At 72.5% G+C, this 23557-nt stretch carries 21 protein-coding genes; 11 read left to right on the plus strand and 10 right to left on the minus strand.

Annotated elements, in window-relative coordinates; translation table 11 throughout:
- Position 1: 1 nt before the first annotated feature.
- The gene (locus AB0E62_RS11280; RefSeq protein WP_362191083.1) at positions 2–1108 is read right to left on the minus strand and encodes a mechanosensitive ion channel domain-containing protein; all 1107 of its coding nucleotides are present in this window, start codon (positions 1106–1108) and stop codon (positions 2–4) included.
- Positions 1109–1214: 106 nt separating this feature from the next.
- Between AB0E62_RS11280 and AB0E62_RS11285 the strand changes: the two genes are divergently transcribed.
- Positions 1215–1787: a dienelactone hydrolase family protein gene (locus AB0E62_RS11285; protein ID WP_362191085.1), complete on the plus strand. Its 573-nt coding sequence runs from the start codon at positions 1215–1217 to the stop codon at positions 1785–1787.
- Between the two features lie 4 nt (positions 1788–1791).
- Here the strand turns inward: AB0E62_RS11285 and AB0E62_RS11290 are convergent, their stop codons facing one another.
- From AB0E62_RS11290 to AB0E62_RS11305, 4 genes are all read right to left on the minus strand, one after another.
- A complete protein-coding gene (locus tag AB0E62_RS11290; RefSeq protein WP_362191087.1) occupies positions 1792–3462 on the minus strand; it encodes an alkaline phosphatase D family protein in 1671 nt (556 codons plus the stop codon).
- A gap of 78 nt (positions 3463–3540) precedes the next feature.
- Complete coding sequence (locus AB0E62_RS11295; protein WP_362191089.1) at positions 3541–4353, minus strand: thioredoxin domain-containing protein; 813 nt, start codon at positions 4351–4353, stop codon at positions 3541–3543.
- Between the two features lie 96 nt (positions 4354–4449).
- Positions 4450–5142: a hypothetical protein gene (locus AB0E62_RS11300; RefSeq protein WP_362191091.1), complete on the minus strand. Its 693-nt coding sequence runs from the start codon at positions 5140–5142 to the stop codon at positions 4450–4452.
- A 67-nt stretch (positions 5143–5209) separates the two neighbouring features.
- Entirely contained in the window at positions 5210–6535 is a 1326-nt protein-coding gene (locus tag AB0E62_RS11305) for a DUF2252 domain-containing protein (RefSeq protein WP_362191093.1), read from the minus strand.
- 166 nt (positions 6536–6701) lie between these two features.
- Here AB0E62_RS11305 and dnaE point away from each other — a divergent pair, with 166 nt between their 5' ends.
- Positions 6702–10241 carry a DNA polymerase III subunit alpha gene (gene dnaE, locus AB0E62_RS11310; protein ID WP_362191095.1) on the plus strand — a complete coding sequence of 1180 codons (3540 nt, stop codon included), beginning with the start codon at positions 6702–6704 and terminating at the stop codon, positions 10239–10241.
- 119 nt (positions 10242–10360) lie between these two features.
- On the opposite strand, the gene AB0E62_RS11315 is transcribed toward dnaE, so the two are convergent.
- The gene (locus tag AB0E62_RS11315) at positions 10361–10528 is read right to left on the minus strand and encodes a hypothetical protein (RefSeq protein WP_362191097.1); all 168 of its coding nucleotides are present in this window, start codon (positions 10526–10528) and stop codon (positions 10361–10363) included.
- Positions 10529–10751: 223 nt separating this feature from the next.
- Between AB0E62_RS11315 and AB0E62_RS11320 the strand changes: the two genes are divergently transcribed.
- The 4 genes from AB0E62_RS11320 to AB0E62_RS11335 all read left to right on the plus strand — a co-directional run bounded on the left by AB0E62_RS11320 (position 10752) and on the right by AB0E62_RS11335 (position 14571).
- Positions 10752–11972: an NYN domain-containing protein gene (locus tag AB0E62_RS11320; protein WP_362191099.1), complete on the plus strand. Its 1221-nt coding sequence runs from the start codon at positions 10752–10754 to the stop codon at positions 11970–11972.
- A gap of 62 nt (positions 11973–12034) precedes the next feature.
- Complete coding sequence (locus AB0E62_RS11325; RefSeq protein ID WP_362191101.1) at positions 12035–13045, plus strand: ABC transporter ATP-binding protein; 1011 nt, start codon at positions 12035–12037, stop codon at positions 13043–13045.
- 61 nt (positions 13046–13106) lie between these two features.
- Complete coding sequence (locus AB0E62_RS11330) at positions 13107–13928, plus strand: ABC transporter permease (protein WP_362191103.1); 822 nt, start codon at positions 13107–13109, stop codon at positions 13926–13928.
- Between the two features lie 34 nt (positions 13929–13962).
- Positions 13963–14571: an AAA family ATPase gene (locus AB0E62_RS11335; RefSeq protein WP_362191105.1), complete on the plus strand. Its 609-nt coding sequence runs from the start codon at positions 13963–13965 to the stop codon at positions 14569–14571.
- Between the two features lie 808 nt (positions 14572–15379).
- Here the strand turns inward: AB0E62_RS11335 and ybaK are convergent.
- From ybaK to AB0E62_RS11355, 4 genes are all read right to left on the minus strand, one after another.
- The gene (ybaK, locus tag AB0E62_RS11340; RefSeq protein ID WP_362191107.1) at positions 15380–15880 is read right to left on the minus strand and encodes a Cys-tRNA(Pro) deacylase; all 501 of its coding nucleotides are present in this window, start codon (positions 15878–15880) and stop codon (positions 15380–15382) included.
- Between the two features lie 21 nt (positions 15881–15901).
- The gene (locus tag AB0E62_RS11345; RefSeq protein WP_362191109.1) at positions 15902–16642 is read right to left on the minus strand and encodes an LON peptidase substrate-binding domain-containing protein; all 741 of its coding nucleotides are present in this window, start codon (positions 16640–16642) and stop codon (positions 15902–15904) included.
- A gap of 11 nt (positions 16643–16653) precedes the next feature.
- On the minus strand, positions 16654–17709 hold the full coding sequence (locus AB0E62_RS11350) for a hypothetical protein (protein WP_362191111.1): 1056 nt from the start codon (positions 17707–17709) through the stop codon (positions 16654–16656).
- Between the two features lie 137 nt (positions 17710–17846).
- Positions 17847–19430, minus strand: a complete 1584-nt coding sequence (locus AB0E62_RS11355; RefSeq protein ID WP_362191113.1) for an oxidoreductase — start codon at positions 19428–19430, stop codon at positions 17847–17849.
- A gap of 292 nt (positions 19431–19722) precedes the next feature.
- Here AB0E62_RS11355 and hisD point away from each other — a divergent pair, with 292 nt between their 5' ends.
- Genes hisD through hisH form a run of 5 tightly spaced genes read left to right on the plus strand, consistent with a single transcriptional unit; the run spans position 19723 to position 23557 of the window.
- Complete coding sequence (gene hisD, locus AB0E62_RS11360) at positions 19723–21048, plus strand: histidinol dehydrogenase (RefSeq protein ID WP_362191115.1); 1326 nt, start codon at positions 19723–19725, stop codon at positions 21046–21048.
- On the plus strand, positions 21045–22145 hold the full coding sequence (locus tag AB0E62_RS11365; RefSeq protein ID WP_362191117.1) for a histidinol-phosphate transaminase: 1101 nt from the start codon (positions 21045–21047) through the stop codon (positions 22143–22145). Before hisD ends, AB0E62_RS11365 begins: the two co-directional genes overlap by 4 nt.
- 3 nt (positions 22146–22148) lie before the next feature.
- Positions 22149–22742: an imidazoleglycerol-phosphate dehydratase HisB gene (gene hisB / locus AB0E62_RS11370; RefSeq protein WP_362191119.1), complete on the plus strand. Its 594-nt coding sequence runs from the start codon at positions 22149–22151 to the stop codon at positions 22740–22742.
- Between the two features lie 3 nt (positions 22743–22745).
- Entirely contained in the window at positions 22746–22910 is a 165-nt protein-coding gene (locus AB0E62_RS11375) for a hypothetical protein (RefSeq protein ID WP_362191121.1), read from the plus strand.
- Positions 22907–23557: an imidazole glycerol phosphate synthase subunit HisH gene (hisH, locus tag AB0E62_RS11380; protein WP_362191123.1), complete on the plus strand. Its 651-nt coding sequence runs from the start codon at positions 22907–22909 to the stop codon at positions 23555–23557. Before AB0E62_RS11375 ends, hisH begins: the two co-directional genes overlap by 4 nt.

Below are 23557 nucleotides of genomic sequence, written 5' to 3' on the forward strand. Positions count from 1 at the left end.
CTCAGCCGCGGCCGGTGCGCGGGAACTCGTAGGCCTTGCGGAAGGAGGTGCCCTCGGGGGAGGACGCCTGGTGCGGCGGGAGGACCGCGCCGGCGGTGTTCACCCGGGGCAGCGCGTAGGAGTGCTCCTCGGTCAGCCAGGTGATCATCTGCTCCCGGACCGCGACCCGGACCGTCCAGATGTCGTCCGCGTCCTTCGCCGTCACCAGGGCCCGCACCTGCATGGTGGTGGGCGTGGTGTCCGTCACCTGGAGACTGTAGGCGCGGCCGTCCCAGGCCGGACAGGCGCGCAGGATGTCCCGCAGCTTCTCGCGCATCTCCTCCACCGGCGCGCTGTGGTCCAGGTGCCAGTAGACGATCCCGGTCATCTGCGGGGTGCCCCGGGACCAGTTCTCGAACGGTTTGGAGGTGAAGTACGACACCGGCATGGTGATCCGGCGCTCGTCCCAGGTCCGCACCGTCAGGAAGGTCAGAGTGATCTCCTCGACCGTGCCCCACTCGCCGTCCACCACGACCGTGTCGCCGATGCGGACCATGTCACCGAAGGCGATCTGCAGCCCGGCGAACATGTTCGACAGCGTGGACTGGGCGGCGACACCGGCCACGATGCCGAGGACACCGGCGGAGGCCAGCAGCGAGGCGCCGGCCGCGCGCATCGCCGGGAACGTCAGCAGCATCGCCGCCACGGCGACCACCCCGACGATCGCCGACACCACGCGCATGATCAGCGTCACCTGGGTGCGCACCCGGCGGACCCGGGCGGGATCGTGGTGGGCGCGCGCGTAGCGGGTGTACGTCGATTCGACGATGGCCGCCGCGATCCTGATCACCAGCCAGGCCGCCGCGCCGATCAGCACCAGGGTCAGCGTCCGGCCGACGCCGGTGCGGTGCTCCTGGAGCAGGGCGGCCTGGTCGTACGAGCCTCTGAGCAGGGCCGCGCACAACACCAGCTGGTAGGGAACGCGGCCGCGCCGCAGCAGGTCCCACAGCGGGGTGTCGCCACGGCTCTCGTCGGCCTTGCGCAGCAGCAGGTCAGTGGCCCAGCCGACCAGCAAGGTCAGCACGACGGCACCACCGACCACGATCACGGGGCGGAGCAGGGTCTCCATGCCTGGGAACGTAACCGGCATCGACGTTCATGAACATGTGTCTTCCGAACGCGTGTGGGTAGGGCCGCGCCGCGCCCCCGGCGGGCCCGGCTGGCACCATGGCCTCATGAACATCATGCTCTTTCACTCGACCTACGGGCTCCGGCCCGCGGTGCGCGAGGCCGCGGACCGGCTGCGCGCGGCGGGCCACGAGGTGTGGACGCCGGACCTCTTCGAGGGGCGCACGTTCGACGACGTCGAGGACGGCATGAAGTTCAACGAGGGGATCGGCAAGGAGGAACTGCTGAAGCGGGCCGTGCTGGCGGCGGCGCCATACTCCGACCGCGGGCTGGTCTACGCCGGGTTCTCGCTCGGCGCCTCCGTCGCCCAGACCCTCGCCCTCGGCGACGACAAGGCGCGCGGGCTGCTGCTCCTGCACGGAACCTCCGACATCGCGCCGAACGCGCACGTGGACGAGTTGCCGGTGCAGCTGCACGTCGCCGAACCCGACCCGTTCGAGCCGGACGACTGGCTGAGCGCCTGGTACCTGCAGATGGGCCGCACCGGCGCCGAGGTGGAGGTCTACCGGTACGCCGGGGCCGGCCACCTCTACACCGACCCCGGGCTGCCGGACTACGACGCGGAGGCCGCCGAGGCCACCTGGCGGGTGGCGCTCGGCTTCCTCGAGTCGCTCGGGTGAGGGATCACACCGGGTCGTAGGTCCGCTCGACCTTCTGGGTGCCGCTGCGGGTGCGGTAGGAGCGCGCCCAGGTGGAGCGGGCGTCCGGGGCGGTGCGGTCGGACAGGACGTAGTAGTCCATCTGCGCCCGCTCGGGGGTGAGGTCGAGCACGCCGTAGCCGTGCCGGTCCGTGTCGACCCAGTGGACGTGCCGGTTGGCGGCCTTGATGACCGGGGCGGCGACCGCGGAGACCGTGCCCTCGGGCACCTTGACGATGTCGTCCAGGTTGTCGGAGTTCACCGAGGTCACCACGAACTCGGTGGCCGCCGACGGCGTGAGCGGGTAGGTGCCCGCGTCCACCGGCACGTCGTTGGCCCACGCCATGTGGATGTCACCGGTCAGGAACACGGTGTTGGTGATGGCGTTGGACCGCAGGTGGGCCAGGAGTTCGCGGCGGTCGTCGGTGTAGCCGTCCCACTGGTCGGTGTTGAGGGCGATGCCCTCCTGCGGCAGGCCGAGCAGCTTGGCGAGCGGCTTCAGCAGGTCGGCGGAGAGCGAGCCGATCGCGAACGGCGAGATCATCACCGAGTTGCCGACCAGCCGCCACCTCGTGTCGGAGGCCCGCAGACCGGCCTTGAGCCAGTCGAGCTGGGCGCGGCCGGTGAGCGTGCGGTCCGGGTCGTCCACCGCGCCGCTCGCCGTGGACGCCTGCTGGGAGCGGAAGGAGCGCAGGTCCAGCAGGGACAGATCGGCGAGCCTGCCGAAGCGCAGCCGCCGGTAGGTGGTGCCGGCGAGGGCCGGGCGGACCGGCATCCACTCGAAGTAGGCCTGCTTGGCGGCGGCCTGCCGGGCCGCCCAGCTGCCCTCGGCGCCCTCGGTGTGGTTGACCGCGCCGCCCGGCCAGGCGTTGTCGGCGAACTCGTGGTCGTCCCAGATCGCGATGACCGGCGCCGTCACGTGCAGGGCCTGGAGGTCGGGGTCGGTCTTGTACTTCGCGTGCCGGATCCGGTAGTCGGCGAGGGTGAGGATCTCGTTCGCCGGCGCGTGCGGGCGGACCACCTTGCCCCGGGCGGCGTACTCGCCGGACTCGTACTCGTAGATGTAGTCGCCCAGGTGCAGCCAGGCGTCCAGGTCGCCGCGGGCGGCGAGATGGCGGTACGCGGAGAAGTACCCGGCCTCCCAGTTGGCGCAGGAGACCACGCCGAAGCGCAGGGAGGAGACGTCGGCGTCCGCCGCCGGCGCGGTGCGGGTGCGCGCCACCGGGGAGTCGGTGCCGCCGGCGGAGAAGCGGAACCAGTAGTCGGTGGCCGGGGCGAGGCCCCGGACGTCGGCCTTGACGGTGTGGTCGGAGGCGGCCGTGGCGGTGACGGAGCCCTTGGCGACGACGTCCGTCAGCGCCCTGTCGCGGGCGACGACCCAGCCCACCTCGGTGTCCGGGCCGAGCCCGGAGCCGGGTATCGCCTCCGGGACCGGGGTCACCCGGGTCCACAGCAGCACTCCGTCGGGCAGCGGGTCACCGGAGGCGACGCCGTGCAGGAAGGCGGGGGCGCCGGTGGCGGCGCGGGCCGGCAGGGCGGCGGCCAGCGGGCCGGCCAGCACGGCGGACGCCGCCGCGGCCTTGACGACCGTACGGCGGCGGGGCGGAAGCGAGCCGGGGTCCTGTGCGGCCCCGGCTGATCTGTATCGACTGGTCACGACCGATCAGGTTACTGATCGGTATGCGCGCAGGCGGGCGAACTCGCGAAAGTTCGCCCGCAGTTCGGCGTGTCGTCGTCAGCCCTTGAGGGCCGCCTCCAGCGCGGTGTCGAACTCCTCGACGGTCATCGGCGCGTTCTTGCCGTCGGCGCCCGTCAGGGTCTTGCCGTCCATCTTCAGGGTCGGGGTGCCCTCGATGCCGTCCTTGTCGAAGACCTTGGACTCCTCCAGCGCCCACCGGTCGAAGGTGCCGCCCTTGACGTCCTTCTGGAACTTCGCGTTGCCCTTCAGGGCGGGGACCGTGTCGGCGATCTCGATCAGGTAGGAGTCGTCCTTGAACTTGTCGTCCCGCTCCTCCGGGTGCCACTTCTTGGCGTAGAGCGCGGTCTTGTACTCCAGGAACGCCTCCGGGCTGACGTTCAGCGCGGCGCCCAGGGCGCTCAGCGCGTTCTTCGAGCCCTCGCCGCCGAAGCCCTTGTCGAGGAAGGTGGCACCGACGAACTGGATCTTGAACTTGCCTGCGTCGAGGTCCTTCTTGACGGTCGGGCCGACCACCTGCTCGAAGGAGGCGCAGACCGGGCAGCGCGGGTCCTCGTACATCACCAGGGTCTTCTTGGCGGTGCTCTTGCCGACCAGGACCGTCGTGCCGTCCTTGCCGGCGGTGTGGGCCGGCTTGACCAGCTCGGCGTCCTTCGCCTTCTCCCAGTAGGCGGGCTTGTTGGCCTGGACGACGGCGTAGCCGATGCCGCCGGCCGCGGCCAGCACGGCGACGACCGAGCCGGCCACGATCAGCTGCCGCCTGACCTTGTCGCGCCTGGCCTGCCGCTCCCGCTCCTCGCGCAGCCGCTCCCGGGCCGCCGTCTTCGCCGCCTGGCTGTTCCGCTTGCTCATCGTGGTGATCTCCCTGGGAGGCGCGCACCTGTCGTACGCGCGATACGTGTGGGGACTGACGTGCCCGGTGCCGTCCGCCGCGCGCGAGCCGACGGCTCAGGCGAGGGCGGACCGGGCGGGGCGGGAGCACGGCGGCCCACGCCGTCCCAGGGAGTGTGCGAGGAGCAGGTCGCGGGCGGCGGCGCGGCGCGGGGCCGGCCGGGGCGGCCGGCGGACCGGCAGCGGCCGTACGGCGACCGCGGCCACCGCCAGCAGCAGCGGCCGGAAGGTGGTGGCGGAGACCGCCCGCACCAGCCCGGCCAGCGCCCGCTCGCCCCGGCGCAGCCAGGCCGCGGCGAGCAGGCCCACGCCGACGTGCGCGGCCAGCAGCAGCCAGGAGGCGCCCGGACCGGCGTGCGCGAACAGCTCGCCCGCCCGGTCGGACCCGCCGGCCATCCGGGCCAGCGGGGAACCCACGGGGCCCGCGCACAGCACGTCCAGGCCGACCGCGCGCAGCGGGCCGGCGACCGGACCGCCCGCCCGGCCGTAGCAGGCGTGCTGACCGGTGGTGAACACCGTGTCGGCGGTCAGCTCCAGCGGGACCAGCAGCGCCGCGATCCGGCCGAAGCCGCGCTCGCGGCCCGCCAGCGCGTACGCGGTGAGGAACACCCCGGCGGCGACCGCGGACACGGTCGCCGCCGGCAGCGGGGCACGGGACAGCAGCACGTGCGACGCGCTGCCGAGCGTCACGGCGAAGGCCGTGAACAGCGCCGCGCGCACGGCTCTGAGCTGGGTCCCGGATATGTCCATAGCGAAAGGAGAGTGTGTCACGACCGCGAGTAAGGGACCCCTAAAGGGTGCCTGTGAATCGCGAAGGTCACAGCCCCGGGATCCGGCCGTTGCGGAACAGGTCCACGAAGATCTGGTGATCGGCACGCGCGCGTGCGCCGTAACCGTGCGCGAAGTCCACCAGCAGGGGCGCGAAGCCCTCCTCGTCGGCCGCGATCGCCGCGTCGATGGCCCGCTCGGTGGAGAACGGCACCAGGGACTCGCCCGAGGTGTCGTCCGCCGCCGCGTGCATGGTGGCGGTGGCCCGGCCCAGGTCGGCGACGACGGCCGCGATCTCCTCCGGGTCGTCGATGTCGCCCCAGTCCAGGTCCACCGCGTACGGCGAGACCTCGGCGACCAGCTGGCCCGCGCCGTCCAGCTCGGTCCAGCCCAGCCACGGGTCGGCGTGCGCCTGGAGGGCGCGCTGGGAGATCACCGTGCGGTGGCCCTCGTGCAGGAAGTACCCGGCGACGGCCGGATCCGTGATGTGCCGGGAGACGGCCGGGGTCTGCGCCTGCTTGATGTAGATCACCACATCGTTCTCCAGGGCGTCGCTGTGGCCCTCCAGGAGGATGTTGTACGACGGCAGGCCCGCCGAGCCGATGCCGATGCCCCGGCGGCCCACCACGTCCTTCACCCGGTAGGAGTCGGGCCGGGCCAGGGAGGAGTCCGGCAGGGTCTCCAGATAGCCGTCGAAGGCCGCCAGGACCTTGTAGCGGGTGGCCGCGTCCAGCTCGATGGAGCCGCCGCCCGCGGCGAAGCGGCGCTCGAAGTCGCGGATCTCCGTCATCGACTCCAGCAGCCCGAACCGGGTCATCGAGCGGGCGTCACGCAGCGCGTCCAGCAGCGGACCCTGCGCGGTGTCCAGCGTGAACGGCGGCACCTCGTCCCGCTTGGCGCCCGTGGCCAGGGCGTGGATCCGCTCCCGGTACGCCTGTGCGTAGACCGTCACCAGCTCGGTGATCTGCGCGTCGCTGAGCGCCTTCGCGTATCCGATCAGCGCGACGGACGCCGCGAAGCGCTCGAGGTCCCAGGTGAAGGGGCCGACGTAGGCCTCGTCGAAGTCGTTGACGTTGAAGACCAGCCGGCCGTTCGAATCCATGTACGTGCCGAAGTTCTCCGCGTGCAGGTCGCCGTGGATCCACACGCGCGAGGTGCGCTCGTCCAGGTACGGTCCGCCGCGCCTGCCGGCGGCGAGGTCGTGGTAGAAGAGGCACGCCGTGCCCCGGTAGAACGCGAAGGCCGAGGCCGCCATCTTCCGGAACTTCACCCGGAACGCGGCCGGGTCGGCGGCCAGGAGCCGGCCGAAGGCGGTGTCGAAGACGGCGAGGATCTCCTCGCCGCGCTGCTCCTCGTCGAGCTGGGGGACCGACATCGCGGGGTGCCTCCTGGTGCATGCGTACGACAGCGTTTCTGCCGTCTCCAACGCACGACGGTACGCGCAGGTGCCCGCCGGCTGTCGGTGGCGAGGCATAGACTTCGACGCTGACCCCAGAACTGTCCGCCAGACCGTCGCCCAGTGTTTCCCCGGAGGCTCAACCGTGTCGAAGCCGCCCTTCACGCACCTGCACGTCCACACCCAGTACTCGCTGCTGGACGGTGCCGCGCGGCTGAAGGACATGTTCAATGCCTGCAATGAGATGGGCATGACGCACATCGCCATGTCCGACCACGGCAACCTGCACGGCGCGTACGACTTCTTCCACTCCGCGAAGAAGGCCGGAATCACCCCGATCATCGGGATCGAGGCGTATGTCGCTCCCGAGTCCCGGCGCAACAAGCGCAAGATCCTCTGGGGCCAGCCGCACCAGAAGCGGGACGACGTCTCCGGTTCCGGCGGTTACACCCACAAGACGATGTGGGCGGTGAACAAGACCGGCCTGCACAACCTCTTCCGGCTCTCCTCCGACGCCTACGCCGAGGGCTGGCTGCAGAAGTGGCCCCGGATGGACAAGGAGACCATCGCCAAGTGGTCCGAGGGCATCGTCGCCTCCACCGGCTGCCCCTCCGGCGAGGTGCAGACCCGGCTGCGCCTCGGCCACTTCGACGAGGCCCTGAAGGCCGCCGCCGAATACCAGGACATCTTCGGCAAGGACAAGTACTTCCTGGAGCTGATGGACCACGGCATCGAGATCGAGCGCCGGGTCCGCGACGGCCTGCTGGAGATCGGCAGGAAGCTCGGCATCCCCCCGCTGGTCACCAACGACTCGCACTACACCTACGCGCACGAGGCCGGCGCCCACGACGCCCTGCTGTGCATCCAGACCGGCAAGAACCTCTCCGACCCCGACCGCTTCAAGTTCGACGGCACCGGTTACTACCTGAAGTCCACGGACGAGATGTACGCCATCGACTCCTCGGACGCCTGGCAGGAGGGCTGCGCCAACACGCTCCTCATCGCCGAGATGGTGGACACCGACGGCATGTTCGAGAAGCGCGACCTCATGCCCAAGTTCGACATCCCCGAGGGCTACACCGAGGTCACCTGGTTCAAGGAGGAGGTCCGCCGCGGCATGGAGCGCCGCTACCCGGGCGGCGTCCCCGAGGACCGCCAGAAGCAGGCCGAGTACGAGATGGACACGATCATCTCGATGGGCTTCCCGGGCTACTTCCTCGTGGTCGCCGACTTCATCATGTGGGCCAAGAAGCAGGGCATCGCGGTCGGCCCCGGCCGTGGCTCCGCGGCCGGCTCGATCGTCGCCTACGCCCTCGGCATCACCGACCTCGACCCGATTCCGCACGGCCTGATCTTCGAGCGGTTCCTCAACCCCGAGCGCATCTCGATGCCCGATGTCGACATCGACTTCGACGAGCGCCGGCGCGTCGAGGTGATCCGGTACGTGACCGAGAAGTACGGCGCCGACAAGGTCGCCATGATCGGCACCTACGGCACCATCAAGGCCAAGAACGCGATCAAGGACTCCGCGCGCGTGCTGGGCTACCCGTACGCGATGGGCGACCGCATCACCAAGGCCATGCCCGCCGACGTCCTCGGCAAGGGCATCCCGCTGTCCGGCATCACCGACCCCAGCCACCCGCGCTACAGCGAGGCCGGCGAGGTCCGCGCGATGTACGAGAACGAGCCGGACGTGAAGAAGGTCATCGACACCGCGCGCGGTGTGGAGGGCCTGGTGCGGCAGATGGGCGTGCACGCCGCCGGCGTGATCATGTCCAGCGAGACCATCACCGAGCACGTCCCGGTGTGGGTGAGGCACACCGACGGCGTGACCATCACCCAGTGGGACTACCCGAGCTGTGAGTCGCTCGGCCTGCTGAAGATGGACTTCCTGGGCCTGCGCAACCTCACGATCATGGACGACGCGGTCAAGATGGTGAAGGCCAACAAGGGCCTCGACATCGACCTGCTGTCCCTGCCGCTGGACGACCCGACGACCTTCGACCTGCTCCAGCGCGGCGACACCCTCGGCGTCTTCCAGTTCGACGGCGGCCCCATGCGGTCCCTGCTCCGGCTGATGAAGCCGGACAACTTCGAGGACATCTCCGCCGTCTCGGCCCTGTACCGGCCGGGCCCGATGGGCATGAACTCGCACACGAACTACGCGCTGCGCAAGAACGGGCAGCAGGAGATCACGCCGATCCACCCCGAGCTGGAGGAGCCGCTCAAGGAGGTCCTGGACGTCACCTACGGCCTGATCGTCTACCAGGAGCAGGTGCAGAAGGCCGCCCAGATCATCGCCGGCTACTCGCTCGGCGAGGCCGACATCCTCCGCCGCGTGATGGGCAAGAAGAAGCCGGAGGAACTGGAGAAGAACTTCGTCATCTTCCAGGCCGGCGCCCGCAAGAACGGCTACAGCGACGAGGCCATCCAGGCGCTGTGGGACGTGCTGGTCCCGTTCGCCGGCTACGCGTTCAACAAGGCCCACTCGGCCGCGTACGGCCTGGTGTCGTACTGGACGGCGTACCTGAAGGCGAACCACCCCGCCGAGTACATGGCCGCCCTGCTCACCTCCGTCAAGGACGACAAGGACAAGTCGGCGGTCTATCTGAACGAGTGCCGCCGCATGGGCATCCGGGTGCTCCCGCCGAACGTCAACGAGTCGGAGGCGAACTTCGCCGCCCAGGGCGACGACGTGATCCTCTTCGGCCTGTCCGCCGTCCGCAACGTCGGCACCAACGTCGTCGAGTCGATCATCAAGTGCCGCAAGGCGAAGGGGAAGTACACCTCCTTCCCCGACTACCTCGACAAGGTCGAGGCGGTGGTCTGCAACAAGCGCACCACCGAATCGCTGATCAAGGCCGGCGCCTTCGACTCCATGGGCCACACCCGCAAGGGGCTCATGGCCCAGTACGAGCCGATGATCGACAACGTGGTCGCGGTCAAGCGCAAGGAGGCCGAGGGCCAGTTCGACCTCTTCGGCGGCATGGGCGAGGAGACCAGCGACGAGCCCGGCTTCGGACTCGACGTGGAGTTCTCCGCCGACGAGTGGGACAAGACCTACCTGCTCGCCCAGGAGCGGGAGATGCTCGGTCTGTACGTCTCCGACCACCCCCTCTTCGGCCTGGAGCACGTCCTCGCCGACAAGGCGGACGCCGGCATCGCCCAGCTCACCGGCGGCGAGCACGCCGACGGCGCGGTGGTCACCATCGGCGGCATCATCTCCGGCCTCCAGCGCAAGATGACCAAGCAGGGCAACGCCTGGGCCATCGCCACCGTGGAGGACCTCGCGGGCTCCATCGAGTGCATGTTCTTCCCGGCCACCTACCAGCTGGTGTCGACCCAACTCGTCGAGGACGCCGTCGTGTTCGTCAAGGGCCGGCTCGACAAGCGGGAGGACGTGCCCCGGCTCGTCGCCATGGAGCTGATGGTCCCGGACCTGTCCAACGTCGGTGCCAACGCGCCCGTGGTGCTCACCATCCCGGCCACCCGGGTCACCCCGCCCATGGTCAGCCGCCTCGGCGAGATCCTCAGCCACCACAAGGGCGACAGCGAGGTCCGCATCATGCTCCAGGGCCCGCGCAAGACCACCGTGCTGCGCCTGGACCGGCACCGGGTCAAGCCCGACCCGGCCCTGTTCGGCGACCTGAAGGTGCTCCTCGGCCCGTCCTGCCTGGCCGGCTGAGGCCGGCACCGCGCGCGCCGGCAGGAGAACGAGACGGCAGGAGAAAACGAGACGGCAGGAAAAGGGGCGCGCCCGTCACGGGTGCGCCCCTCATAGGTGTCCGGGCTTCAACTGCCCTGTCAGTTGTGGCCGAAGCTCTTGTGCTTCTTGCGCGCGCCCTCCGCCGGGCCGCCCTGGATGTGGGACACCGGCGACTCGTGCTCCTCCGCCGGGGGCCGTTGCGCGTGCTCGCTCTGCTGCGCGCGGTTCTTCGGGCCGGCCGGCTTGCGGTTCTTGTTCTTGGCCATGGTGATGCCTCCTGTGGGGGATCTAGGGGCCAGGGCCGGGACCAGATTCACATACGCTGACATCAAGCGCATGTCGGATAATTACCGTGTGTGACAGGGCAGCTGGGCGGACGGGAACCGGAAACGCCACGCCGATGATCGAGTTCGGGCCGTTAAGCTCCGCGGGGTCGGGCAGACTCGAAGCAAGTCCGAAGCAAAGCCTCCCGGGAAGAGGGTGAGTCGCGTGGACCGCTGCATCGTCCTGGTGGACGCCGGGTACCTGCTGGGCGCCGCCGCCAGCCTCCTCGCGGGTGAGCCCTCGCGGTCCCGGATCACCGTCGACCACGCCGCGCTGATCCAGGCCCTGCGTGAACGCGCCGAGTCCGACACCGAGCGCCCGCTGCTGCGCATCTACTGGTTCGACGGCGCCCCCGACCGGGTGCCCCAGCCGGAACACCGCCGGCTGCGCGTGATGCCCCGGGTCACCGTCCGGCTGGGCGCCCTGACCCGCAGCGACGGACGCTGGGCCCAGAAGGGCGTGGACGCCGCCATGCACGCCGAACTGACCGAACTGGCCCGCAACCGCGCCTGTTCCGACGTCGTCCTGGTCACCGGCGACGGTGATCTGCTGCCCGGCATGATGGCCGCCAAGGAGCACGGCGTCGCCGTCCACCTGTGGGCCGTCCAGGCCGCCGACGGCGACTACAACCAGTCCGAGGACCTGGTCGCCGAGGCCGACGAGCGGCGGGTGCTGGACCGCGCCTGGATCACCCAGGCCGTCCGCGCCAAGGAACTGACCGGCGTCTGCCCCCCGCCGCCCGCGCCCCGCCCCGAGATCGCCGCGATCCTCTCCGCCCCGCTGCCCGAGTCCGCGCCCGCGACGGCCGAACGGCCCGCGCAGCAGCCCGCGCACCCGCCGGCCGCCACGGCGGCGCAGAACGGCGCCCCCGAGCGGGTCGCCGCCGCCAAGGGCGTCCCCACCCCCAAGGACCTGGCCGCGCTGCGCGCACCCGGCACCCAGACCGTGCAGCACCCGACGACCGCGACCCTGCGCTGGTCCTCCGACAAGGGCTGGGTCGACCGGCCGGGCGTGGCCGCCGAGCCCGCCGAGGCCGCCTCCCTGCCGACGCTGGCCCAGCTGACCACCGCCGAACAGCGGTGGGCCGACCGGGAGGAGGACATCACCACCGTCGGGGGCGACCCGTACGAGGTGGGGCAGGTCTTCGCCCGCCGCTGGATCTCCCGGCTCGGCGACCAGGGCCACTTGCAGCGGCTGTCGCAGATGTACCCGCGCATCCCGCACCGCATCGACGGCGAGCTGCTGCGCTACGCGGCCCGGTTCGGGCTGCTCGCGCACAAGGACGACCAGATCGACGAGCACGACCGTTACGCCATCCGGGCGGGGTTCTGGCGCGAGTTCGACATCCCGGCGGCGGCCGAACAGCACGCGCCCGCCGCCGACTGAACCCCCGTAGCCGCCCCCAAAGGCGAGTAAAGCGCCCCGACCCCGTAGTCTCGTCCCTTGTGATGACGCGCGCGGGACAGGCACTCGGGTACGACGAGGTCGTACGCGTGCGCGGGCTCAGCAAGACCTACCCGGCCGTCCGGGGCCGCCGGGGCACGCCGGGCACCCCCGAGGTGCGGGCCACCGACGGGGTGGAGCTGGACGTGCGGCGCGGCGAGGTGTTCGGGCTGCTCGGTCCGAACGGTGCCGGCAAGTCCACCCTGGTACGGCAGCTCACCGGGCTGCTGCGGCCGGACGCGGGCAGCGTCGAGATCCTCGGCCACGACATCGTCCGGCACCCCGAGCGGGCCGCGCGGATCCTCGCCTACCTCGGCCAGGAGTCCAGCGCCCTGGACGAGCTGACCGTCTCCCTGGCCGTCGAGACCACCGGCCGCCTGCGCGGCCTGGACGTACGGCGGGCCCGGGCCGAACGGGACGCGGTGCTGGAGGAGCTGGGGCTGACCCCGATCGCCGGCCGGGCGCTGAGGAAGCTGTCCGGCGGGCAGCGGCGGCTCGCCTGCTTCGCCGCCGCGCTGGTGGGCCGGCGCCCGCTGCTCGTGCTGGACGAGCCGACCACCGGCATGGACCCGGTGGCCCGGCGCGCGGTGTGGGCGGCCGTGGACCGGCGGCGGGCCGAGCACGGCACGACCGTGCTGCTGGTCACCCACAACGTCATCGAGGCCGAGACGGTGCTGGACCGGGTCGCCGTGCTCGACCAGGGCCGGGTCATCGCCTGCGACACCCCCGCCGGACTCAAGACCCGGGTCGCCGGCGAGGTCCGGGTGGAGCTGGTGTGGCGGGAGCGGGCGCCGCTGGAGGTGCCCGAGGTGGCCGTCCTGCGCGAGCGGGCGGCGCGGTCCGGCCGGCGCTGGACGCTGCGGCTCGCGCCCGAGGAGGCCCGCGCCGTCGTCGCCACGGTGACCGGCGGGGCCGCCTTCGCCGCCCTGGACGACTTCACGCTCGCCACGCCCAGCCTGGAGGACGTCTATCTGGCGCTGGGCGGCGAGGCCCGGCAGGGACTGGTGAGGGCGTGAGCGAGGCCCCGCAGCACGTGCGGGTCCGTGCCGCAGCCGTAGCGAAGAGGAGCAGCTCGTCGTGAGTGTCGTACCCGCCGAGGTCCTGCCCGGCGGCTCCCGGGCCGTGCCGGAGACGGCGTCCGGCGCGGCCGAGCTCGGGCCGCGTGCGCGGCTGTGGCCGTCGCTGGCGGCCGTCTACCGGGCGCAGCTGTCCCGGGCCCGGGTGGCACGGATCCCGCTGCTGTTCGTGGCGACCTTCCAGTCCGTCGGCATCGCCGTGATGATGCGCGGGGTGGTCGACAGCGGCCACGAGGCCCAGTCCGTGGTGGCCGGCTCCTCGGTGCTGGTCGTCGCCTACGTGGCGCTGAACCTGCTCTCGCAGTACTTCGGGCAGCTGCGGGCCAGCGGCGGGCTCGACCACTACGCCACCCTGCCGGTGCCGCCGGCCGCCGTGGTGCTGGGCGCGGCGGCGGCGTACGCCTCCTTCACCGTGCCGGGCACCCTGGTCACCGCCGTCTTCGGCTGTGCGCTGTTCGGGCTGCCGCTGACCAACCTGTGGGTCCTGCTGGCCGTCATCCCGCTCGCCGGGGCCGCGCTGGCCGGGCTCGGTGCCGCGTGCGGGCTGCTCGCGCCGCGGCCCGAACTGGCCACGCTCCTCGGTCAGCTGGGCATGTCGGCGGCGCTGCTGCTGGGCGTGCTGCCGGCCGACCGGATGCCCGGGGTGGTCCGGCTGGCCCGCGATCTGCTGCCCTCGACCTACGGCGTGGAGGCGTACGCGCGGACCTTCGGGGACCATCCGGACTGGGCGCTCGTCCTGGCTGACCTGGGGGTGTGCGCGGGCGTCGGCGTCGTCTCGCTGGCCGTGGCCACCCGGGCCTACCGCAGGGCCGCCGTCCGGTGACGCGGCGCGCGGCGCGACCTGGCACGATGGCAGGGTGACCGCACCGTTGACTCCACCGCCGCACGACGACTCCGCGCACCAGGTCCGGCAGGGGCCGCCGCCCGCCGGGGACGGGCGGGAACAGGACGGTCCCGGGCTGCGGACCGAGCTGCGGGAGGCCGCCGTGATCACGGTGGCGCTGGCGCTCGGCGGGGTGCTGCTGGGGCTGCTGTGGTGGTGGCTGGCCCCGCGTGTGCCGCTGGTCGGCGACGTGCTGGACGGGAACTGGGTCGTCTATCTGAAGGACAGCGAGGGGGAGCAGGCCGTCGGGGTCGACGGAACGTTCACTCTGCTGGGGCTCGGCTTCGGGCTCGTCAGCGCGCTCGTCGTCTTCCTGCTGCGCCGGCGCGGCGGGGCGCCCCTGGCGGTCGCGCTCGGCCTGGGCGGGCTGTTGGGGTCCCTGCTGGCCTGGCGTCTCGGGATCTGGCTCGGCCCCGACGCGGATGTGCTCGCGCACGCTCAGGCCGTGGGCAAGGGCGTGACGTTCTCGGCGCCGCTGAAGCTGTCGGCCAAGGGCGCGCTGCTGGCCTGGCCGCTCGCCGCCCTCCTCGCCCACCTGGGCCTGACCGCCCTCTTCGGCCCCCGGGACCCCGAGACGCCGTGACGGCGCGGTGCCTGGGCCCTCGTGCCCGGCTCTGGTCTCCGTGGCAGGCTCTGGTCCTCGTGCCCGGCTCTGGCCCCCGTGGCAGGCTCTGGTCCTCGTGCCCGGTCCCGGCCTCTGTGCCCGGCCCCGGGCTCTGTGCCCGGCCCCGGGCTCTGTGCCCGGCCCCGGGCTCTGTGCCCGGCCCCGGGCTCTGTGCCCGGCCCCGGGCTCTGTGCCCGGCTCTGGCCCTCGTGCCCGGCCCCGGGCTCTGTGCCCGGCTCTGGCCCTCGTGCCCGGCCTCGGCCTCCGTGCCCGGCCTCGGCCTCCGTGCCCGGCCCCGGCCCTCGGTCCGGCACACCGCAGCTTGGGGGACCTCGCCCGGGACACCGTGACCCTCGCGGGTACCGGTGCGTCGCGGCTTGCGCGAGCCCGTCCCGGGACGCCGTGGCCCGTGCGGTGCGGATTTGGGTCCGTGAACGCTGTGGCCCGGTGGTCCGGCCTTGGGCCGTCGTGCTTCGGGCCCGGATGCCGGACCTGGTACGTCGTGATTTGCGGGAGCCTGTCCGGGGACGCCGTGACCCGGTGGTCAGGCCCAGGGCCGTCGTGCCCCGGGCCTGAATCGTGGACCTGGTACATCGTGACGGGCGCGAGCCCGTCCCGGAGACCGGGCCTGCGCGGGGCGGGGCCGGCTCCGGGACGTGCCGTGGCCTGCGGGGCCGTCTCCCGGGCGCCCGGTACTCCGTGGGCTGCGGCCCCGGGACGCCGGTGCGCCGTAGGCCGTGAGGGCCGGGCTTCGGGGTTCCCGGGGGCGTCGTGGTGCGGTCGGCGGTCAGGTCTTCGCGATCGGGGCCAGTACCGCGTCCGTCAGCTCGGCCAGGTCCTTCGGGGACAGTTCGGCCTCCAGGCCGCGGCGGCCCGCCGAGACGCAGATCGTGGGATGGGCCCCGGCCGAGTCGTCGAGGACCGTGGGCAGCTTCTTGCGCTGGCCGAGCGGGGAGATGCCGCCGCGGACATAGCCCGTGGTGCGCTCGGCGAGCGCCGGGTCGGCCATCGCCGCGCGCTTGCCGCCCACCGCCGCCGCCAGGGCCTTGAGGTCCAGCGAGCCGGCCACCGGGACCACGCCGACCACCAGCGAACCGTCCACCTCGGCCACCAGGGTCTTGAAGACCCGGTCGGGGGAGACGCCCATCGCCTCGGCCGCCTCCTCGCCGTAGGAGGGGTGGGACGGGTCGTGGTCGTAGGCGTGGACGGTGAAGTCCACGCCCGCCGCCGTCAGGGCCACCGTCGCGGGCGTGCCCCCGGACTGCTGCTTCCTCTGCTTCTTCGCCATCCTCGGTTTCCTCGTGGTCCCTCAGTTCAGGCTCGTCGGCGCCCGCGTCAGCTCGAACGCGGGCAGCGACGGCAGGCTGCGGATGATCGCCGTCTCCGCGCGCAGCAGGCGCAGCTCGTCCCGCAGCCGGGAGGCGGTGTCCGGCGCCTGGAGCAGCCGCTGCTTGGTCGGCGTGTCGTGCACCATCGCCGCGGCCACCAGGTACGACACCACACTCGGGTCGTCCGGCAGCTCCGCGGAGCCGGACAGCGAACGTTCCCGGGCGCCCGCCAGCCGCTTCTGGTAGCCACGGAAGGACCGCAGGACGTCCTCGGCCAGCGCGCCGGCCTCGTCCCCGGGGTCCTCCGCCAGCTCCTCCAGCTCCGCGGTCAGATAGGGGCCCGACGCGTCCACGGACAGCAGCCGCACCCGGGTCGTGCCGGTCGCCAGCACCTCGAAGGTGCCGTCGGACCGCTCCCGGATGGTCGCGGCGTCCGCCACACAGCCCACCCCGTGGAAGGCGCGCAGCGGGTCGGGGCCGAAGCCCGCGGCCGGCCCCCGCGCCGGCTCCGCGGTGGGATCGGGCATGCCGGGGGCGCTCGGCGCGACCTCGTGGCCGTCCCGGATGGCGACGACGGCGAACCGGCGCGGTTCGTCCTCGGGGGTCTTCAGCAGTTCGCGCAGCATGGCGCGATACCGCTCCTCGAAGACGTTCAGCGGCAGCACGAGACCCGGGAACAGCACCGAGTTCAGCGGAAAGAGCGGCAGACGGACGGTGGTCACGGCGCCCCAGCCTAGTGGCCCCCGGCGCGGGCGCGTCCGCCGTGCCCGTCACCGCCCTCCGGCCGGGCCGTCAGGAGCCCGGCCAGGGCGGCCCCCGGGACCGGCGTCTCCAGGACCTCGCGCAGCCGCAGGAAGTGGCCGAGCGGGTCCGTGGAGAACCGGTCCCAGGGGAACGACGTGGCGTACGGGCCGATCAGGCGCAGCTGGGTCCGGGCGTCCGCCCAGCGCTCCAGGCGCAGCAGCACGTACAGCAGTTTGTTGCGGACCTCGGCCGGGCCCGGGTCGGCCGCCGGCAGCCGCGCGGACAGCGCCGTCGCGCGGTCGGCCGCCGCCTCCAGCCGGCCGCGGGGCACCGCCGCGCCGCAGCCGTCGGTCAGATAGCCGAAGGCCGCGCGGGCGGGCAGCGCCTGGACCAGGGAGTCGGCCGGGGCGTCCTGCGCGGCCCGGTCGGCGAAGTCGAAGCACTCGCGGTGCGAGCCGTGCCAGGAGGCGGCCAGATAGCGCAGGGCGGCCACATGGCAGCCGTAGTGGTGCGGGGCGCGCCGGACGGCCGCCTCCCACAGCTCCTCGAAGTAGCGGTGCCCGGCCCGCGAGCCGCGCGCGTGGTCGAGCGCGATCCGCCAGGGCACCGGATCGCGGTCGTCGGCGCGGGCGGCCGCGGTGATCAGCGGGCTCACCTCGCGCAGCAGCTCGGCCCGGGCCGGCGAGGGCCAGGCGCGGTCCACGGCCAGCTGGGCCCCGACCAGCAGCACCCCGGCGTCGTGCGGATCGGCGCCGCGCCACCGGTCGTACCACTCCGGGCGCGAGCGGGCGAAGGCGGCCAGGCGGCGGGCGTACCGGTCGCGGTGCTCCCAGTCGGCCGCGGCGCGGGTGGCGGCGAGCAGACCGGCCGCGGTGGCGTACTCGCCCCGGCCGGCCGCGACGAGTGCGGGCGAGAGGCGGTCGTCGGGCGCGTCGAGCACGGCCTCGTCCCCGGCCGGTGGCCGGTGGGCCGGGCGCGCGGGGCGTGGGGACATCCGGCGGTGGGGGCGGATGAACGAGGGCAGCAGAGCCATGGTGCCGACCATTGAAAGTCCGCAGGTCGGGGCGGCGCCAGAGGGACGAGGCAAGTCGCGGAAGGTTGTACGTCCGACGGTAAAGGTGCTGTAAAGGGTGAATGTGCCCCTTGTGTGCGAGGGGTCGGCTTGTGCGGGTGTGGCGAGGGTCAGCTCCGCCGCAGCAGCCGGGTCGCGCCCGCCGCCACCGTGGTCGCGAGCACCCAGCCGGCCAGCACCATCACCGTCGCCAGCCACTGCCAGCCGCCGCGCAGCTGCCACTGGCCCACCTGGCCGAGGTCGATCACCGGCAGCAGCAGGTCCAGCGTGAACAGCGCCGGACTCCAGGCCGGATGCCCGCCGGAGCTCACCGGCGGATGGGCGGCGTGCGCGAACGCGAGCGTGCCCGCCGCCCACAGCACCGCCATCCACACCGCGGCCCGGCCCGGCCGGTAGCCGTAGGCCACGGTCCAGTCCTGCGCGAACCCCCAGACCTTGGCGGCCGGCGGCAGGGTCTCGCGCCGCCGGCGCTGCTTGGCGAGCAGCACCTCGCGCGCGTCCTCGTCCTCCCCGGCGGAGCGCAGGACCGAGGCCAGCCGCTCGTACGGCTCCGGGGCGTACTCGGCGGTGGCCGCCGCCACCCAGTCCAGGCGCCGGGTCAGCGGGAACGGGCCCTGCGGCACCAGGTTCTCGTAGCTGAACCCGCTCATGTGCAGGCTGCCCGCCTCCGGCCAGCTGCTCGCGCGGTCCACCAGGTTCACCACCCGCGCGCCCGACAGCACCACCTTGCCGCGCTGCGGCTTGTCCCCGAGGAAGCGCAGCTCCGGCGTCTGCACCCGGCGCAGCGACAGCTCCTGGTCGTCGGTGAAGGTGAACCGGGCCCGCTCCAGGTCGACGGCGTCCCCGAACCGGCCGTCGTCCAGCCGCACCCCGCCCCGGCACTCGAAGCGCTGGATGCGCGTCCCGTGCGCGGGCGTGGTGCCGCTCAGCGCGGGGCTGCCCACGCCGGCCGGGGTCAGGTAGAGGGTGCGCTCGACCGTGAGCTGGGGGGCGTTCAGGGCGAACCGGGCGTGCGGGTTGGCGAGTTTCGCGCCGCGCAGGCTGAGCGAGACACCGACCTGGGCGCCGCGCAGGCTCAGCTCGCCGTGCGACTCCAGCAGCTCCGCCTGGAGGTCCTGGCCGACGGTCATGCCGTCCGCCGCGATCGACCGGCCGCTGCGGTCCCGGTACACGATCGCCTGGTTGAGCAGCAGATCGGTGCCGATCTGCGCGTCGGTCAGCCGGACCCCGCCCTGGAACCGGCTCCGCGGCAGGTGCAGATCGCCCTCCGTGTGCACCCGGGCCGCCTCCAGGCGCGGCACCGCGCAGTCCACCAGGCGTACGGTCGTGAACCGGGCCTCCGGCAGCCGGACCTCGTGGTCGAAGCGGCAGCCCGTCAGCTCCACGTAGGGCGTGACCTGGCCGCCGGCCAGGTCCAGCACCCCGCTGATCCGTACGCCGACGAGCTTCAGCGACGACACCCGGCCGGCCAGCGCCGGCGGGCCGTCCAGCAGCAGCCAGCACACGATGCGGGCCCGCACGGTCCGCTCGGGGCCCCATGGGTGCGCGCCGTGCGGGTCGTCCGCCGCGAGGTCCCCGCTGCTCAGGTCGTACACGCTGCCGTTGCGGAAGGCCTGCCACATGCCCGCCTCGGTCGCGGTCAGGTCGTCCGGCAGGTCTCCGGCGGCGATGCGGATGCCGGCTCCCTCGGTCACCGCTCTCCTCTCTCCGTGTCCTGTCTCTCCGTGTCCTGTGTTTCGTACAGCCGTTCATGCCCGTTGTGTGACCTGCCGAACACTCCGGGTGAAGGCGATCTTCCGGTTTCCGGCCACCGTCTGTACCGGGCATTGACCCGCCGACGAGCGGCTGACGGGCCGTGGCGCCACCGCCCGCGGGCCGTCAAGTACCGGTTTTCGGTCCGCCGCGCGCCGGTCTTCGTGCCACGGTCTGTATCAGACACTGATACGCGCGGACGGCTCCCCGCGGCGGTCTGAGAGAATTGGGACTGTGATTTCCCGAATCGATCTGCGCGGCGACGCCCTTCCCGAGGGTTCCGCCCTGCGCGACCTGCTGCCCCGAGCCGACTTCGACGTTCAGGCCGCCCTGGAGAAGGTGCGCCCGATCTGCGAGGCCGTGCATCATCGTGGCGACGCGGCGCTGATCGACTTCGCCGAGAAATTCGACGGAGTACGGCTGGAAAACGTCCGTGTCCCGGCGCAGGCGCTCACCGACGCGCTCGACGGCCTCGACCCGGCCGTGCGCGCCGCCCTGGAGGAGTCCATCCGCCGCGCCCGGCTGGTCCACCGCGCCCAGCGCCGTACGGCCCACACCACCCAGGTCGTGCCCGGCGGCTCGGTCACCGAGAAGTGGGTGCCGGTCGAGCGGGTCGGGCTGTACGCGCCCGGCGGCCGGTCCGTGTATCCGTCCTCCGTGGTGATGAACGTCGTGCCCGCGCAGGAGGCCGGCGTCGAGTCCATCGCGCTCGCCTCCCCGGCCCAGGCCGAGTTCGGGGGCCTGCCGCACCCGACGATCCTCGCCGCCTGCGCCCTGCTCGGCGTGGACGAGGTGTACGCCGCGGGCGGCGCCACCGCCGTCGCGATGTTCGCCCACGGCACCGAGTCCTGCCCGCCCGCGAACATGGTCACCGGCCCCGGCAACATCTGGGTCGCCGCCGCCAAGCGCTACTTCACCGGCAAGATCGGCATCGACGCCGAGGCCGGTCCGACCGAGATCGCGATCCTCGCCGACGACACCGCGGACCCGGTGCACGTGGCCGCCGACCTGATCAGCCAGGCCGAGCACGACCCGCTCGCGGCGGCCGTCCTGGTCACCGACTCCGCCGAGCTGGCGGACGCGGTGGAGAAGGAGCTGGCACCGCAGGTCGCGGCCACCCGGCACGTCGACGACCGGATCGTGCCCGCGCTGAAGGGCAGGCAGTCCGCGATCGTCCTGGTGGACGGCATCGAGGAGGGCCTGAAGGTGGTGGACGCCTACGGCGCCGAGCACCTGGAGATCCAGACGGCCGACGCCGCCGCGGTCGCCGACCGGGTCCGCAACGCGGGCGCGATCTTCATCGGCCCCTGGGCCCCCGTCTCGCTCGGCGACTACGCGGCCGGCTCCAACCACGTGCTGCCCACCGGCGGCTGCGCCTGCCACTCCTCGGGCCTGTCCGTCCAGTCCTTCCTGCGCGGCATCCACATCGTGGACTACACCAGGGACGCGCTCGCCGAGGTCGCCCACCACGTGGTGACGCTGGCGGAGGCGGAGGACCTGCCGGCGCACGGCGCGGCGGTCAAGGCGAGGTTCGGCTGGAAGGTACCCGAGAGCAAGTGACCGGCATTGACGATCTGCCCGTACGGGACGAACTGCGCGGCAAGTCCCCCTACGGCGCGCCCCAGTTGGACGTGCCCGTACGGCTGAACACCAACGAGAACCCCTACCCGCTGCCCGAGCCGCTGGTCGAGCGGATCGCGGAGCGGGTGCGCCGGGCCGCCCGCGACCTGAACCGCTACCCGGACCGGGACGCGGTCCAGCTGCGCACCGAGCTGGCCAAGTACCTGACGAACACCGGCGGTCACCCGCTCGGCACCGAGAACGTCTGGGCCGCCAACGGCTCCAACGAGGTCATCCAGCAGCTGCTGCAGACCTTCGGCGGGCCGGGCCGCACGGCCATCGGCTTCGAGCCGTCGTACTCGATGCACGCGCTCATCGCGCGTGGCACCGGCACCGGCTGGATCTCCGGCCCCCGGAACGAGGACTTCACGATCGACCTGGCCGCGGCCGAGCGCGCCATCGCCGAGCACAGGCCGGACGTCGTTTTCGTCACCACCCCCAACAACCCCACCGGCAACGCGGTCCCCGCGGAGACGGTCCTCGCGCTGTACGAGGCGGCCCAGGCGGCCAAGCCGTCCATGGTGATCGTGGACGAGGCGTACATCGAGTTCAGCCACGGCGCCTCGCTGCTGCCGCTGCTGGACGGCCGCCCGCACCTGGTGATCTCCCGCACGATGTCCAAGGCGTTCGGCGCCGCCGGCCTGCGCCTCGGCTACCTGGCCGCGCACCCGGCCGTCGTGGACGCCGTCCAGCTGGTCCGGCTGCCCTACCACCTGTCGGCCGTCACCCAGGCGACCGCCCTGGCCGCGCTGGAGCACACCGACACCCTGCTCGGCTACGTCGAGCAGCTCAAGGCCGAGCGGGACCGGCTGGTCGCCGAGCTGCGCGCGATCGGCTACGACGTCACCGAGTCCGACGCGAACTTCGTCCAGTTCGGCCGGTTCGCGAACGCCCACGACGCCTGGCGGAGGATCCTCGACCGGGGCGTGCTGGTCCGCGACAACGGCGTACCGGGATGGCTGCGGGTGTCCGCCGGCACCCCGGAGGAGAACGACGCGTTCCTCGACGCGGTCCGTGAGTTGAAGAAGGAGCTGTAACGCATGAGCCGCACAGGACGCGTGGAGCGCACCACCAAGGAGACCTCGGTACTGGTCGAGATAGACCTCGACGGCACAGGCCGCACCGACATCGCCACCGGCGTCGGCTTCTACGACCACATGCTCGACCAGCTCGGCCGGCACGGTCTGTTCGACCTGACCGTGAAGACCGACGGCGACCTGCACATCGACACCCACCACACCATCGAGGACACCGCCCTCGCGCTGGGCGCCGCCTTCAAGCAGGCCCTCGGCGACAAGGTGGGCATCTACCGCTTCGGCAACTGCACGGTCCCGCTGGACGAGTCCCTCGCCCAGGTCACCGTCGACCTGTCCGGCCGCCCCTACCTCGTGCACACCGAGCCCGAGAACATGGCGCCGATGATCGGTTCGTACGACACGACGATGACCCGGCACATCCTGGAGTCCTTCGTCGCCCAGGCCCAGATCGCGCTCCACGTGCACGTGCCCTACGGCCGCAACGCCCACCACATCGTGGAGTGCCAGTTCAAGGCGCTGGCCCGGGCCCTCAGGTACGCCTCGGAGCGCGACCCGCGCGCGGCCGGCATCCTCCCGTCGACGAAGGGCGCGCTGTAACCCATGACCGGTCTGTCGACCCTGCTGATCGTCGTCGGCCTCTTCCTGGTCGGCGGGATCATCTCCTTCGTCAAGCAGAAGATGCCCACCAGCCTGATCGTGCTGCTCTCGATCGGCGCGGCCCTGTGCCTGGCGGCGGGCGTCCTGAGGCTGGAGGTGTGGAATTGAGCACCCCGTCGGGCAAGAAGAAGGTCGTCGTCTTCGACTACGGCTTCGGCAACGTCCGCTCCGCCGAACGCGCCCTCGCGCGCGTGGGCGCCGACGTCGAGATCACCCGTGACTTCGACCGGGCGATGAACGCCGACGGGCTGCTGGTGCCGGGCGTCGGCGCGTTCGCCGCCTGCATGAAGGGCCTGCGCGACGCGCGCGGCGACTGGGTCGTGGACCGCCGGCTGTCCGGCGGGCGCCCGGTCATGGGCATCTGCGTCGGCATGCAGATCCTGTTCGCACGCGGCATCGAGCACGGCGTGGAGGCCGAGGGCCTGGACGAGTGGCCCGGCACGGTCGAGCCGCTCCAGGCCGACGTGGTGCCCCACATGGGCTGGAACACCGTCGACGCCCCGGCCGGTTCACGCCTGTTCGCGGGCCTGGACAGCGACGCCCGCTTCTACTTCGTGCACTCCTACGCCGTCCACGAGTGGTCCCTCGAGACCCACAACCCGGTGATCGAGGCCCCCAAGGTCACCTGGACGACGCACGGCCAGCCGTTCGTGGCCGCCGTGGAGAACGGCGCCCTGTGGGCCACCCAGTTCCACCCCGAGAAGTCCGGCGACGCCGGCGCCCAGCTCCTCACCAACTGGATCGGAACCCTGTAG

The organism is Streptomyces sp. NPDC038707, assembly GCF_040636485.1.
Lineage (GTDB): Bacteria > Actinomycetota > Actinomycetes > Streptomycetales > Streptomycetaceae > Streptomyces.